The sequence below is a fragment of the Candidatus Termitispirillum reticulitermitis genome, assembly GCF_054655775.1.
Window position 1 is genome coordinate 1 of sequence record NZ_BAAIHG010000029.1, and the last position, 15,072, is coordinate 15,072.

General features: G+C 44.7%; 16 protein-coding genes. 13 read left to right on the forward strand and 3 right to left on the reverse strand.

The window, feature by feature from the left end; translation table 11 throughout:
• On the reverse strand, positions 1–173 hold a 173-nt coding region (locus AC1MDJ_RS04340), incomplete at its 3' end, for an exonuclease domain-containing protein (protein WP_479689744.1).
• A gap of 125 nt (positions 174–298) precedes the next feature.
• Here AC1MDJ_RS04340 and AC1MDJ_RS04345 point away from each other — a divergent pair.
• The 7 genes from AC1MDJ_RS04345 to AC1MDJ_RS04375 are packed head-to-tail and all read left to right on the forward strand — an operon-like array spanning position 299 to position 7,719.
• Positions 299–1,285, forward strand: coding sequence for a helix-turn-helix transcriptional regulator (locus tag AC1MDJ_RS04345; protein ID WP_479689729.1), 987 nt, complete (start codon positions 299–301; stop codon positions 1,283–1,285).
• 56 nt (positions 1,286–1,341) lie between these two features.
• Positions 1,342–3,207: a sulfatase-like hydrolase/transferase gene (locus AC1MDJ_RS04350; RefSeq protein ID WP_479689730.1), complete on the forward strand. Its 1,866-nt coding sequence runs from the start codon at positions 1,342–1,344 to the stop codon at positions 3,205–3,207.
• Between the two features lie 39 nt (positions 3,208–3,246).
• Positions 3,247–4,380: a branched-chain amino acid ABC transporter substrate-binding protein gene (locus tag AC1MDJ_RS04355; RefSeq protein WP_479689731.1), complete on the forward strand. Its 1,134-nt coding sequence runs from the start codon at positions 3,247–3,249 to the stop codon at positions 4,378–4,380.
• An 11-nt stretch (positions 4,381–4,391) separates the two neighbouring features.
• Positions 4,392–5,282, forward strand: a complete 891-nt coding sequence (locus tag AC1MDJ_RS04360; protein WP_479689732.1) for a branched-chain amino acid ABC transporter permease — start codon at positions 4,392–4,394, stop codon at positions 5,280–5,282.
• A gap of 4 nt (positions 5,283–5,286) precedes the next feature.
• On the forward strand, positions 5,287–6,240 hold the full coding sequence (locus AC1MDJ_RS04365; RefSeq protein WP_479689733.1) for a branched-chain amino acid ABC transporter permease: 954 nt from the start codon (positions 5,287–5,289) through the stop codon (positions 6,238–6,240).
• A complete protein-coding gene (locus tag AC1MDJ_RS04370; protein ID WP_479689734.1) occupies positions 6,233–7,006 on the forward strand; it encodes an ABC transporter ATP-binding protein in 774 nt (257 codons plus the stop codon). Before AC1MDJ_RS04365 ends, AC1MDJ_RS04370 begins: the two co-directional genes overlap by 8 nt.
• Before the next feature lie 2 nt (positions 7,007–7,008).
• The gene (locus AC1MDJ_RS04375; RefSeq protein WP_479689735.1) at positions 7,009–7,719 is read left to right on the forward strand and encodes an ABC transporter ATP-binding protein; all 711 of its coding nucleotides are present in this window, start codon (positions 7,009–7,011) and stop codon (positions 7,717–7,719) included.
• An 82-nt stretch (positions 7,720–7,801) separates the two neighbouring features.
• Here the strand turns inward: AC1MDJ_RS04375 and AC1MDJ_RS04380 are convergent, their stop codons facing one another.
• Positions 7,802–8,680 carry an HNH/ENDO VII family nuclease gene (locus AC1MDJ_RS04380; protein WP_479689736.1) on the reverse strand — a complete coding sequence of 293 codons (879 nt, stop codon included), beginning with the start codon at positions 8,678–8,680 and terminating at the stop codon, positions 7,802–7,804.
• Complete coding sequence (locus AC1MDJ_RS04385) at positions 8,631–9,806, reverse strand: tetratricopeptide repeat protein (protein ID WP_479689737.1); 1,176 nt, start codon at positions 9,804–9,806, stop codon at positions 8,631–8,633. Before AC1MDJ_RS04385 ends, AC1MDJ_RS04380 begins: the two co-directional genes overlap by 50 nt.
• A 125-nt stretch (positions 9,807–9,931) precedes the next feature.
• Between AC1MDJ_RS04385 and AC1MDJ_RS04390 the strand changes: the two genes are divergently transcribed.
• The 6 genes from AC1MDJ_RS04390 (at position 9,932) to AC1MDJ_RS04415 (ending at position 15,054) form a co-directional block, all read left to right on the forward strand.
• Positions 9,932–10,864 carry an aspartate carbamoyltransferase catalytic subunit gene (locus AC1MDJ_RS04390; protein ID WP_479689738.1) on the forward strand — a complete coding sequence of 311 codons (933 nt, stop codon included), beginning with the start codon at positions 9,932–9,934 and terminating at the stop codon, positions 10,862–10,864.
• Entirely contained in the window at positions 10,861–12,150 is a 1,290-nt protein-coding gene (locus AC1MDJ_RS04395) for a dihydroorotase (RefSeq protein ID WP_479689739.1), read from the forward strand. The genes AC1MDJ_RS04390 and AC1MDJ_RS04395 overlap by 4 nt, the downstream gene beginning before the upstream one ends.
• Complete coding sequence (gene carA, locus AC1MDJ_RS04400; protein WP_479689740.1) at positions 12,143–13,213, forward strand: glutamine-hydrolyzing carbamoyl-phosphate synthase small subunit; 1,071 nt, start codon at positions 12,143–12,145, stop codon at positions 13,211–13,213. The genes AC1MDJ_RS04395 and carA overlap by 8 nt, the downstream gene beginning before the upstream one ends.
• A 119-nt stretch (positions 13,214–13,332) precedes the next feature.
• Positions 13,333–13,605, forward strand: coding sequence for an HU family DNA-binding protein (locus AC1MDJ_RS04405; RefSeq protein WP_479689741.1), 273 nt, complete (start codon positions 13,333–13,335; stop codon positions 13,603–13,605).
• 81 nt (positions 13,606–13,686) lie between these two features.
• Positions 13,687–14,658 carry an ABC transporter substrate-binding protein gene (locus tag AC1MDJ_RS04410; RefSeq protein WP_479689742.1) on the forward strand — a complete coding sequence of 324 codons (972 nt, stop codon included), beginning with the start codon at positions 13,687–13,689 and terminating at the stop codon, positions 14,656–14,658.
• 6 nt (positions 14,659–14,664) lie between these two features.
• Positions 14,665–15,054 (forward strand): hypothetical protein, encoded by a 390-nt coding sequence (locus AC1MDJ_RS04415; protein WP_479689743.1) that lies wholly within the window; start codon positions 14,665–14,667, stop codon positions 15,052–15,054.
• Positions 15,055–15,072 lie beyond the last annotated feature (18 nt).

Genomic DNA, 15,072 nt, shown 5'->3' on the forward strand with positions numbered 1-15,072 from the left:
AGCCCATGAACCTCCAATGCACGCTGGTGTATGCTCCGCTTTGGGTTTAGATAGCGTTGAAAGGTATTGCCCGTTAGTGTGCCGTCTAACAGCTCCACACAACCTATCTCCACAATCCTGTCAGAAGTAGGACTATACCCTGTAGTTTCCGTGTCAAATACAATCTCACGCATAATATTCACGCTCCTTAAATTATTTTATAAACACCATAACACACACATCCGACAAATTTGGTCATATTTTAGTTGCATTTGCAATTATTTTCATTACAATGTTTATAATGATTATGGGGTGAATTATGGCACAAGAACGTGCACAATACGATAGAGTTTATGAGATAATGAGCCTTATCAATAGGCTTTGTGCCTCTATGGACGGGCTGGGCTATGACGAAATAATGCAAGAGTTCGGCTGGGAGCGGCGCACAGCTGAAAGAGTTATTGAACTAGTGGCTAACCTATACCCAACGGCATTTATCAGGCGGGTGGAGGACAGGAAGGCTTATTTCAGGCTGGAACGCCAACGTGTATTTCCGCCGAACTACATCACTGAGGGTGAGCTATCGGCTATAAACGCCGCTGTTAAAATGCTTAAAAGCAAGGGCGAGTTGTCAGAAACCCTTAAAACACTATACAACAAGCTGACTTCGTTCAGCGACTATTCGCGGAAGTTAGAGAATAACATTGAGCAACTGACGCTTATGAACGGTGTCGCCAACAGCCCTGCCCCGCATATCAAGCTGAATCGTGAAATAGTCGGCAAGCTACAAGAAGCAGTGCTGTCGTTTCATCAGATTGCAATCGGATATTTGCACTCTGATGGGACGGTTAAGAAGTCAACGCTCTGTCCGCTTGGTTTCCTATATGGCAAACTGGGCTATCTAGTGGCAACAAGCAAGGGGGGCGGTTCACCCCGTCTATATAAGTTGCACCACATAAAGAACGTCAAGGTGCTACCCGATAGCTTTGATGCGGGCAACTTTGACATAAACGAATATGCTAAGAACTCATTTGGGGTGTTCCAAGACGGCATGAAGTATAAGGTGAAGTGGCGGGTTGATGCAGATGTGGCAGGCGATGCGCGGCTGTTTGAGTTCCACCCAAGCCAAAAAATAACAGAGAATAAAGACGATGGCAGTCTGCTGGTGGAGTTTGAGGCTGAGGGACTACTTGAGATGTGCTACCACCTGTTCACTTGGCAGGGAACTATACATATACTAGAGCCACAGGAACTAAAAGCTCTGTATAATACTGTTATGCAAAACCTGCCGAAAGCACTATACTAATATTTATTGCGCTGTCTGCCCTATTCTATACAACTAAAACTAGAAAGCTCTCATTTGTGCTGGTATCAACCCTGTGTCTGCTGGCACTTGTTGAAACTGGCATTTTGTCCGTAAGTTTGCCCGCACTTGACGGAAATGTGGATGCGTATAGTGTGCCCTCAAGACAGATACTTGATAGCTTGCTATGGGTAGTTGTTATTGCGCTGGCTGTGAAGTTTAGAGACAAGATTGAGCATAACAGCAGATATGTAGTGATAGCGTTGTCCATATATAGCCTAATGGTAGCAGCAGACGCATATAGCGTCCATATAAAAAGACCTAAAGCGCAAATAACATCAGTGGACCCATTGCAAGCATATAACTACGCAAGGCTCAATAAAGAAAATAATGTTATTATGTTGCTATTAGACTGCACGTCACAAGAGGTGGTAGAAGACGTGCTTAAAAACGACTCTGAGCTTGCTGCAAAGTTTAATGGGTTTATCAATTTTACTAATAACATAGGCACTGGAGGATTCACGTTTCAGTCCATACCCTCTATTGCAACTGGACTATATTATGATGTTGAATATATGGAAGACCATAGATATCGCATTGTAGGTGCTGAAGAATCACTCGTTAACTATTTCAATCAGTTAAATTACAACTGGCTATTTGTCTCTTCCGCTACCGACACCGTGTTAATGCCCTTATCATCGGACGATTCTTTAACAGAAGATTTATCTATACTTACCAAAGGTTTTATCAAGATGCGAATAGATTATCTGGCAAAGTTGCAGGCTATGCCCTATTTGTTTAAGTATAACGCTGCCATAAACTATCCGTCTAGGCGTTTTAGCAATACCAAAAGTGTAATAGACCCTAAAACTATCATACGAAACTACCCGCAAGATACAATGCTTGACGATGTGCGCGCCGTGCTAGAGGTGGCGGATACATCAGATAAATCAACATTCCACTTCTATCATCTGTTAGGCGGTCACCCTACCCTTATTACAAATAGCAACTGTTCCATAGATAGGGAACACCCAAAGAAACTCACATATCAAAACTACTACAACCAAGTTCATTGCGCTCTGAAAGGCACGGCTGATATATTGCAGGTGCTAAGAAAAAGAGATGTCTACGACAACACCACAGTGGTAATGTTAGCTGACCATAGCTGCAAAATCACAAATATATCAAAAAATACTGAACTAGAAGAGAACTTGTTAGCTTTCCCATTTCTAATGATTAAGCTTCGTGGAGGGAAAGCTCCGCTCACGGACGACAACACCCCCACCAGCAACATCATAGTAAGCAAATTCTTAAAAGAATACGAGCAATCGGGCTATAAGATGAGCAAGCAACAGATGGACGGTGTCATGCGCCAAGATGAGCGTAAAATGGTTGTAAATTTCGGCAATGTGAAATCAAACGTATCTGTGTATGGTGGTATATACCTAGTAGATACAAATTATAACGTAACAAAAATAAGCGATGACCCTGTTGTCCATAAGAAATCAACTTCCGACTTAAAACCATTGACGATAGGACATACATACATGTTGCAAAATCCAGACGTAACAGCTGATTTAGAGTATCCAACAGTCTCTCTGAAATATGCGTTAAGCGACGACTCGTTTGTAAAATTTAGAGTGCCACAATCTGACAAGCAATTCACTATGGAACTTGATTTGTATCTGTGGGGAAAACATAGCGATAGAGCTGGCAGCTTAACTATATCTACCCAAGATGAATCTTATAGCCAACCACTTGAAAAAAACAAAGAAACACAATCCCTGTCATACACACTGCCAGTCAAGTCTGACAAAGACGGGATTATAACCATAAACGTTCGCAGTGATATACATATAGCACAACGATGGGTAAGCTTAAGTAGATTGTTATTAAAAAACAAAACTGAACAATTTGCGCCCTAGCAAAAAGTGTGCTACCCTAGCAGTCTGGGGGTTGCTATAATGAATATTATTAAAACAGGCGTTTTACTTCTTGCGTTATTCGTAGGTGGCATTGCAGGCATTGCTAGTGCTGCTGAATTTATCGTGGGGGTCCAAGCACCAATTACTGGTCCTTATGCATCAGAGGGGCAAGGGATGGAAAATGCCATTAAACTCATAGCAAAACAGGTGAACGCCACTGGTGGCGTGAACGGCGACACCATAAAGGTGATAGTCTGTGACGACGAAGGCAAGCCACAGGGTGCTGTCACCTGCGCCAAACGACTGATTGCAGGCGGCGCAAAGGCTGTAATAGGTTCATACACATCAGGGGCAACGCTCGCCTCTCAGAACGCCTACGGTAAAGCAAAGGTATTGCAGACTAGTGATGCTACAAATCCCGAACTTACGAAAACACCATATAAAACATACTTTAGAGTGTCCTATAATGACAATATTGAGGGGGATTTCACCGCCAACTATATGGTGAATGTTGGAAAGTATAAACGTATCGCCATAATCAGCGATGGCTCTTCGTTCGCAGACGGGCTTGCAGGTGCCACTACGGCATCGCTTAAAAAACTAAATGGCAATGTAGTCTATAGCGGCAAGATAGACCCTAAAACGCAGGACTACCGTGCAGTGCTGACTAGCATTAAGGCTACAAAGCCTGATATAATCTACTATTCAGGCTACTACACTGAGGCAGGCTTGCTACGCAAGCAACAACTACAACTTGACATAACGGCGTCCTTTGTTGGTGGCAACGCTACAGACAACCCTGAGTATATAAAAATCGCTGGCTTGAATAATGCCGCTGGCTCATATTTGGTCGGCTTGCCTATACCTGCACAGCTGGAATATCCAGAGGCTAGGCAGTTTATGAAAGACTATCAGTCTGCATATAACGCACCTGTGCCCTCAATATGGGTATTAGTCAATGCAGACGGTTTGCGCGTAATAATAGAGGCGGCAAAAAAGACCAAATCAACTGCTCCTGCTACTATTGCTAACTATATACGCGGTAGCTTAAAAAATTTCAGCGGCTATACGGGGCTTATCAGTATAAGTGAGGACGGAGAACGCACAGGAAGTATCTATCGCGTCAATATGATAGATGCTAAGGGCAACTATCAGCCTGTGAAAAACAGATAAGTGAAGTAGCGATGTCCACCTTTTTGCAACAGTTATTCAATGGACTGACGATAGGCAGTATTTATGGCTTTATCGCGCTGGGTTACACTATGGTGTATGGAACGCTAAAGCTAATCAATTTCGCACATGGCGATATGGTGACGCTTGCAGCGTTTCTAGCAATTACGCTATCTCCGCTTGCGGTGTCTTATGGAACGCTGGGAGTTTTGCTTGTTATGCTAATCGTCATCACCCTGACCTGTGGCGTGGCTATATTGCTTGAATATTTTGCTTACCGCCCATTGAGAGCCGCTCCGCGCCTATCGCTAATCGTATCCGCACTTGGGGCAGGCTTGATTATACAAAATGCTGTAATGCTTATCTGGGGAGCAAATGTAAAAGTCTTCCCTGAGCTATTTCCAAATGGAATGATTAGCATTGCAGGTGCATCTATCACCTATCTAGGCTTATTTATACTAATACTCAATGCGCTGATAATGTTCGCCCTGTCAATGTTTATAAACAAAACACGTATGGGAATCGCTATCAGAGCACTATCTATAGACTACGGCACGGCGGAGCTTATGGGAGTCAATATTAACCGCACCATAGCTATTGTCTTTGCGCTGGGGGGTGCACTTGGTGCTGTCGGTGGCATATTGATAGGTGCAAGCTACACGTCAGTATCATTTGCTATGGGGTTTGACTACGGCATTAAAGCATTTGTTGCGGCAATATTGGGCGGTATCGGCTCCATAGCGGGAGCAATGCTCGGTGGACTAATCTTGGGGCTTATATACGCATTTAGTGCGGGCTATATCTCGTCTATATGGGCAGATACGTTTACATATCTGATACTTATAGCTCTGATAATATTCAAGCCAAACGGATTGTTCGGTCAAGCTGCAGTTCAGAAGGTATAGGCGCATGCTTACGTTAAAACGCACTCTTATAGCACTTGTTGCGTTAATTGCGCTGTCTTTACCCGCACTGGCTAGCGATGTGTGGCTATCATGCGCTAAAATATTCTTTATATACGCGCTTTTAGCCCTATCTCAGGATATGGTGCTAGGCAGAGCAGGTGTCTATGATATGGGACACGCTCTATATTTCGGACTAGGCGGCTATGCATTCGCTATCGCCCTAAATCACGGTTACAATATGCCCGCCGCAGTATTTATCGCTATGTTAATGCCCGCAGTGCTAGCCTTCGCGCTCTCGTCTGTTGCAGTGCATCTAAAGGGCGATTACTTTTTGCTGGTAAGTATCGGTTATAACTTCATATTTTCACGCATTATCAACAACAACCCGTTCGGGCTGACAAATGGTCCTAACGGCATATTCGATATCTCGCCCGAACCTATGTTTGGCATTGATATTGCTACACCTGTGTTAGTCTATTACTACTCGCTATCGGCATTGCTTGTTGTTGTATGGCTATTACATAACTTTGACCGCTCCCGTTATGGCAGAGCACTCTTCTTTACACATCAAGATGAACTTGCCGCGCTCTCAATGGGTATTAACCCGCGCAACTTGCGTATAGCGAGTTTTGCATTCAGCGGGGCACTGGCGGGCATTGCAGGTGCGCTATTTGCACTGGAATATGGTGGCGTAGCACCTGAGATGTGCACGGTGCAAGAATCTATTATTATCTTTGCAATCGTTATAGTCGGCGGACAGGGTTCACTATTTGGAACGCTAGTAGGCACTATTATAATGTATGTATTGCCAGAGCTAATACGCGGATTTGAGCAGATGCGCTATCTAATATTCGGCATAGTAATGGTCGCTATAATGGTAGTGCGCCCTAATGGGCTAATCCCTATAAAATATGGTTACTTCCCAAAGAAATATTTCAAGAGAACGAGCGATGAGTGAAACTATACTATCAATAAAAGAACTAACAAAATCGTTCTATGCTGTGCATGCAGTGGACAACGTGAGCCTTGATATATATAAAAGCGAACTATTAGGCATAATAGGACCTAATGGTAGTGGCAAAACTACCCTATTTAACTGCATTACGGGTATATACTCGCCCGATGCAGGGCGAATTATCTTCAAAGGCGAGGATATATCAAAAAAGCCGATGGATGAAATTGCCAATATGGGTATAAGACGCACGTTCCAGACTATACGTCTCTTTAAGGATATGAGCGTGGCGGAAAACATTTACTCTGGCTATTACAACACGTCTAAACAGGGGGCATTTGCTGCATTTACACACTTTTTTCACTACAACGAGGATGAACGGATAGCATGGGGTGCTGTCAGAAAGATGGCAGAATTCTTTAAGATAGATAAATATATAAATCTGCGGGCATCCGACCTAGCCTACGGGTTGCAGCGCAAGGTAGAGATGGCGCGGGCGATGATAGCAAAGCCTGATGTGCTGATACTAGACGAGCCTGCCGCAGGGATGAACAAGACCGAGCGGCTGGAACTAACCGATATGATACGGAAAATATCAACCACAGGCACGGCGGTGCTGATTATAGAACACGATATAGATATGATGATGAGTTTGTGCCACCGAATAGCAGTGTTTAATCAAGGAACGCTGTTGGCAGAGGGATTACCAAGCGAGGTTCAGAGCAATAAGGCTGTGATAGAGGCGTATATGGGAGCGGACAATGAGGACTAAATATGGAGTTTGAGGTAAAGAATCTGCACGTCTCTTATGGCGGTATAGTTGCACTGGACGGACTATATATGAATGTATCTGACGGGGAAATCGTTTGCCTAATTGGTTCTAACGGCGCAGGAAAGAGCAGTCTGTTGCGGGCAATATCAGGACTGGTCAAGCCAGCAATCGGGCAGATAATATTCAATGGGCAGGATATATCTAACTTGCCACCACACAAGATAGTATCAATGGGAGTATCACATTCACCAGAGGGTCGGCGAGTATTCGCATCGCTGACAGTTGAAGAAAACTTACTAATGGGTTCATACATATTAAGCCATGTAGAAAACACTATACTAGACTTTGTCTATACCACGTTTCCAGTATTGAAAGAGCGGGCAAAGCAGTTTGCGGGCACGCTATCTGGCGGAGAGCAGCAGATGTTGTCAATTGGGCGGTCTTTAATGAGCAAACCCGAACTATTATTGCTGGATGAACCGTCACTTGGACTATCGCCTCTAATTACAAAGGAGCTGTTTGCGCTAATCAAACTAATCAATGAAAGTCAAGGCATCTCAATACTGCTGGTGGAACAAAACGCTAAGGCAGCTCTAAAACTATCTTCTAGGGGCTACGTGCTGGACGTAGGATATGTTACTATGGAAGGAAAATCAGCTGACCTATTGAACTCTCAGCAGTTGAAGGAAAGCTATCTGGGGAAAGAAAAGTAGAAACCGTGTCAAAATAACCTTAATTAAAACGAGAAAGTTTCAGTCAATTTATAGTGACTTAACAGTTAAATATCTAATGGGGCTAGTTGCCTGCAAGCAAAAAGTCGTCTGTCTTTTTGTTCTGTTCCTCTATCTGTTTTGCACGTGCCTTCCAATGGTTAGATGTATCTCTGCCGCCACAATCCCGCTTTGGGTGTAGAATCCTATAGTTCATACTCCCCTTATGCTCTGTTCGTAGTAGCTCCGCCACAGGCGCACCCTCCCCCTGCCCTAAATAATGTAATTCTACAGGTGTTCCGTTTTTAGCAAGTGGCGCAAGTCCACGCTCCATACGTTGTAAGTTGGTCAGTTTTTCGCCGTTCACATTGCTGAGTTGCCCCTCTATTTCAATATCACTCCTAATAAGTGCGGGTATGCCCTCAATGTTGGCAGGTTTTAAGCCCGCTTTGTTAAATATATCGTATTGTAAGATAGTCTCCACTGCATCAGCAATAGACTCTGGATAATCCTCACGGGCGAGAATTTGCTTTAATAATATTTTGCTGACATTTTTGTCCAACTTCGCAATCGGTTCTAGTAGCGTTGGTATATCGCCCGATTGAACCTTTGTTAAATATGAAAATAATTCTGCTTGCTTGATTAGTCCGCGCTCAAAGGCAATTACCACCATAGATGACGCCCTGCTTTCCTCTGGCAACAATCCCAACATATCCATTAGTGCTTTCCTGTCGCCGCGATTTACAACGTTATTAAAATAGTTGCGCGTAATAGTCTTGTCGCCACTCATCACCAGCCTATAGACATCATCAATCTTGCCAACAGCCGCCATAATCTGTGAGCTAGCGTTAAATGTAATAGCTGTTAGGAGCATAATTGACAGGACGGCAAGCGATATAAAGTCCCACAATCGCTCACGCATCAGGGGCGTTCCAAATCTTGTTGATAGTTTCTTTAAATTCATCGTCTAGCTGCAAGCCTAATATACGTTTAAGTAGCTTACTGGGCATTGCGTCAGTCGCTTGGTTTAATGCCTCAACGTAGTGTTCGTGTGCCAGTTTCTCATCACCTAGTTTGCGATAGCACAGGGCTATACGCAGTTCAAGCTCCGCCTCCACCCAGTCAGTGCTCATGTTACGTTTAGCTAATCTGTAGAATTCAATCGCTTCGTTGTATTTCGCCTGATGATAGTAATCAATATCAGCTACAATACGCAACAAAGCATAGTTATCGGCATCAGCTCTGTCAAGTCCATGCTTTGCCACAGACTTTGCCCTAGCCACATCATCAATGTCTAATAGAATTTGAGCATATAGCAGATATGGCGGCACAGCTTTCGGGTCGTCATCAAGGGCGTCTAGTAGATATTCATCTGCGGCTCTGTATTCCCCCTTTATCAGTGCCAACAAAGCTTTTACGTAAGATATAACACCCTTTTTATTAAAATACTTGTCAGCTATTACCAATGCATCGCCAGCACCGACATAATCTCCAGTGTTGTATAGGATAATTGACTTGGCAAGCATATCGTAGCCGTAAGTTTTAGAGGTTTTGTCCTCTCCGTCAATAATTTTCATAGCATTTTTATAATATGCCGTGATGTTTTGTTCTTTGGGGTTTCCGCTAGCGTATTCCCCCTCAATCTCGCTGAACATATCCCGCACCTGAGGATTGGTTTTAGAAGGCAGTGGCAGTTTTATGAACGTATATTTTTCGTAGGGGCTGTGCATTGATAGTGGCACCTCTACGGCAAGCGATAGTGCAAGGTCGCCTATGCCCGCCACCGTAGCAAGACCTCCTGCGGTAGCCATTCCGCCAGTGGCGGCACCGCCACCGTATGCTGACAGGCTCATAGCTGCAATAGCCGTAGTGCCAGCACCGCCTGTGGCAAACGTGACTCCTGCCACCACAATGGCACTACCACCTATAAATGCGGCTTTAACAAGCGTTCTGTCCATAAATGGCTTAGGGTAAATTGTGCTAAAATTGCCATCCACTAGGCTAAATTCAGACGCTGCACCAGCAGGCTGCACGGCTACTGCTAGGCAAATAAATAGAGCAACAAGTGATGTTTTTAAGCTAACGTTCATTCCGCTATATTACAAAACAAAATTGCTTGCGTCAAGAAACTAAATTTATCACCTGAATGCACCCTTGACATAACACAGAGAGCCTGTTACAATACATCTCGCTTAAAAGCATTTAGGAGACTTTAATGGCAAGGGCAAGTTTAGCAGGGCGCAGTATCCTAGACCTAGCCTCGCTGTCTACAGACGAGTACTCGCTCGTCCTTGACACGGCGAGGCAGATGAGGCAACTAATGTCTGATGACGTTAAGAAATCTAGCATTTTGCGCGGTAAATCTGTAGTAACGCTATTCTACGAAGCTAGCACAAGGACGCGCACATCATTTGAGTTAGCGGCTAAATATCTAGGAGCGGACGTTGTCAACATCACCACCTCAAACTCCAGCGTTACAAAGGGCGAATCTCTGCGCGACACCCTATACACGCTAGAGGCAATGAGTTTTGATGTGATAGTTATGCGCCATCCCGTTGAGGGCACAGCCGCATTTGCTGACAAAGTCGTTAAGCCAATAATAATGAACGCTGGGGATGGTGCACACGCACACCCAACGCAGGGGCTACTTGATATGTTCACTATAAAGACGCATAAAGGTAGCTTTAGCGGGCTAAAGCTCGCAATACTAGGGGACATTACATATAGCCGCGTAGCGCGGAGCAACATAGCAGGGCTTTCTAAACTAGGTGTTGAAATACATGTAGCTGGTCCTAAGCCGCTGATACCGAAATTTGTTGATGAATTAGGCGTTAAGGTCCACAATAGAGTGGAAGACGCCATAATGGATGCAGATGTTATAGATATATTACGTATACAGCTTGAACGGCAAAAGGTTGGACTATTCCCTACCAGCCGCGAATATGCACGAATATTTGGCATCAATAACGGCAGATTAAAGTTGGCAAAGCCTGATGTGCTGATACTGCACCCTGGACCTATCAACAGAGGGCTAGAAATCTCCCCTGAAGTTGCTTACGGCGATAAATCTGCCATACGAGAAGAAGTGCAAAACGGCGTAGCTATCAGAATGGCACTGCTGGCACTGACGCTAGGGGGTGCAAAATGACACTGCTAATAAAAAATGGCTTGCTCGTTGACCCGTCTCAAAAGTTGCATGACACCTGTGATATTCTATTAAAAAATGGCGTAGTTGCTGAAATCGGCAAAGACATTAAAGCAGCCGATGCACAACTGATAGATGCAACAGGACAAATCGTCTTGCCCGGCATAATAGACATGCACACGCATCTGCGTGAACCGGGGCTAGAGGCTAAAGAGGATATTGCATCTGGCACCAGAGCTGCTGCTATGGGTGGTATTACCCGTATAGCGTGTATGGCAAACACTTATCCTGTGGTGGACAAGGCGATTATCGTGCGTGGACTGAAAGAACAAATCACAAAAACTGCATTAGTCCACGTTGAAGTCATTGGTGCCGTTACGAAAGGGCTGGAAGGCAAAGAGTTAGCCGAAATGGGTGATATGGCGTTTGCTGGTGCTATCGCGTTCTCAGATGATGGGCATTACGTTAGCGACAGCCGTATTTTCCGTGCGGCATTAGAATATGCATCTACATTTGACAAAATAATTATTGTCCACGATGAAGACAATACGCTCACGTCTGGCGGATATATGCACGAGGGTGCAGTTTCAACTAGATTAGGAATACCGGGATTGCCAAGCGTATCGGAAGACATAGCCGTTTCTCGTGATACGTTGCTTGCAGAATATTCAAATGCACGGCTACACGTAGCGCACGTTGCAAGTGCTGGCGCATTGGAGATAATCCGCCAAGCAAAGAAACGTGGCGTTAAGGTAACCGCTGAGGCTACCATACACCATCTAACACTGACTGATAATGCTGTTGAGGGCTACAACACGGCGGCGAAGATTGCGCCTCCCCTGCGGGATATTGCACACAGAGATGCACTGCGCGCCGCTCTAAAAGATGGCACGATAGACATTATAGTGACAGACCACTCCCCGCACGCATTTGAGGAAAAAGACGTTGAGTTCCGCTATGCACCTAACGGCTTTGCTGGGCTAGAAACGTCTGTGGGAGTTATATTTACCGATTTATACCATACAGGCGTTTTAAGTATTGATGAAATTGTAGAAAAGATGAGCTGTGCCCCTGCGCGCCTGTTCAACATTGATGCAGGCAGTCTAAAGCTAGGCAAACCCGCTGATGTGACTATTATTAACCCTAATGCTGAGTGGGCGGTTGAGTCCAGCACATTCTGCACTAAGGGCAAGGCGACACCATTTGAGGGTAAGCATTGCAAGGGGAAAGCTACATGGACAATCGTTGCCGGGCGTGTTGTAATGAGCAACGGGAGGCTGAATGAATAACGAGGGGATATTACTCTTGAAAGACGGCACTAGGTTTGGCGGATATTTGCTGAATAATTGTATCGGCACTGGCGAAGTTGTCTTTAATACTGCTATGACAGGCTACCAAGAGTCGCTCACTGACCCTTCATACTGCGGGCAGATAGTCGTTATGACGTATCCGCTGATAGGCAATTACGGCGTCAACAACAACTACAATCAAGCTGAGCGTTCATTCTTTCGCGGATACGTTGTAAGCCAGCTATGTGAACGCCCAAGCAACTGGAATGAATGTGGCACGATTGCTGGATTTGTCAACCAAAACGATATTCCCACGATATACGGGGTTGATACGCGGGCGGTAACGCGTCATATACGCAAAACTGGAGTTATGGGAGGAGTAATAGCACCTTCAGACACCCCTACTGACGAGTTGCAAAAGCTACTAAACCTAGAGTCAACCAACAATGAGGTGGAAAGTGTGACTACCCGTCACGTAGAGCATATTCGTGGCAACGGAAAGAGGTTGGCGATAATGGACTTTGGGGTGAAGCAGGCTATGCTCCATCGCTTTATAAATATGAGCTATGATATTACGCTATATCCAGCGTTCACGCCCGCTGAAGAGGTGCTTGCGACCGCACCTGACGGCATATTCCTATCAAATGGACCAGGTGACCCGAAGAGTCTGACATCTGTTATAGAAAATATTAAGAAGTTTATCGCCAGCGGTAAGCCACTCTTTGGCATCTGTCTAGGTTGTCAATTGCTAGCATTAGCGGCTGGTGCTGACACATACAAGATGAAGTTTGGGCACAGAGGGGTAAATCAGCCTGTAAAAGACTTAAAACTTGGTAAAATTTTTATTACCTCACAGAACCATGGCTATGCAGTGAACGAAGGTTCGCTTGCTGGCACAGGCTTGTATGTTAATCAACGCAATATAAATGACGGCACGGTGGAGGGGATAGCGTTCACAGACAAGCCTATTTTCGCCGTTCAATACCATCCAGAGGCACACCCCGGACCAGATGACCACGAATACGTGTTTGATAGGTTCGCTGATATAATGGCGGAAAAGTAATGCTACAGGGGTTGTTCCAAAAAAAATAAAAAAATATATGAAAAGCACTAGACTTATTTTATACATTATGCTAAAAGATAAGCTATACATGCTTGATATAAACTTATGGAGGTTCAAGAATGAACAAGCAAGAACTTGTTGACGTTGTGTCTAAAAAGTCGGGGCTGACTAAGAAGAGTGCCCAAGACGCCGTAAATGCAGTGACTGACGCTATCATTGAGGCTGTTAAAAAGGGGGATAAGGTAGTTCTTGTCGGCTTTGGTACGTTTGAACGCTACAAACGTGCTGCTCGCCAAGGGCGCAATCCGCAAACTGGCAAAGCAATCAATATCCCTGCCAAGCAAACACCAAAGTTCAAAGCGGGCAAATTTTTCAAAGAAAAGGTAAAGTAATAGCTAATCTGCAACTGCCGTATACGGGGTTTCCTGTATATTAGGCAGTTGCTGTAGCTAGCCAACGAGGTTGATTTTAGTATGAGGAAACGTTCAATAGCCGTTTTTACGGCACTTTTACTTATGATGTCTCTGTCTCTTGTTGCCTGTGGAAAGAAATCTGGTGATGGTTTGCCTGTTGTAGGCATTGCTAAATTGGTTTCTCATCCTGCTATGGATGCCACTGAACGTGGCGTTATTGATGAGCTGAAAGAACAAGGTGTCAAAGTAGAGTTTGATTTACAGAACGCTAATGGAGATGTAAGCACTGCGGCATCTATTGCCGCTAAGTATAAGTCGTCCAAAGTCCGTATTGCCGTCGGTATATCTACTCCAGTAGCCATTGCGCTGGCTAAAGCGTTACCTAATACCCCTGTGATATTCGCCGCAGTAACAGACCCGTTGGGAGCAAAGTTGCGGACATCTAACGACAAAGACACTGCCAATGTGACTGGTATTTCAAACCTAGCACCTATAGATGAGGGGATATCCCTCGCAACCGAAATAGTTGCAACTAGAGGTGGTAGCTTGAAAAAGCTAGGGCATCTATATACCCCAGCTGAGCCTAACGCTGTGGTGCAATACGGGATGATTGTAAAGGCTTGCGACAAGATGGGGATAGAGTTGGTAGCTACAACTGTTACTAATAGTGCCGATGTGAGGAGTGCGGTCAATATGTTGCTGGACAAAAATGTTGACGCAATTTATATTAGCACTGACAACGTGGTAGCATCGGCTCTGAAGTCTGTCACAGACGCAGCTTCTGCACGCAAAATACCTGTAATATCAGCAGACCCATCATCTGCAAAGAGCAACAATGCAACTGCTGCCTATGGCGTAGATTATTACAAACACGGGCGTGAGACGGGCAAATTGGTAGCAGAGGTGCTAAAGGGCAAGTTCGCGGGTGATATACCCATAAAGTATATGATTCTTCCATCAGAACTAGAGTTATACCTTAACCAAGCAAACGCTAAGTTAATAGGCGTTGACTTAGGAAAGATTAAGAAGTAGACAGGTGTGAATAGCAGACTAGCTCTCTTTATCGCGGCATCCATATTTGCCGCGATATTTATATATCGCGGGCTGTGTGATGTGATGACCGGCCATTCAGGTGTTCCATTGCCTTTTCAGAAACATTTAGTAGTCAAGAGTATTGATGTGCACAAGGTGCAGGATAGTATGCACGATAACGTCACGCTCCTCATAGACGTAGGTAACAGGGCATCTAAAGACTATCGCTACCTATCGCTAGATTTATCACAGGTAAAAGAGTTCTCATTTGAGACTGCTACCCTTTTGTATTCAGATGGTAATGGTAGTGTAGCGAATGCTGACCTAAGCAAGTTACGACCGGGAATAAACCTTTCAGACAAGCTCTCTGCAGGGGTGGATATTTGCTCAAAATAGCTCTATCAACACTTGGCG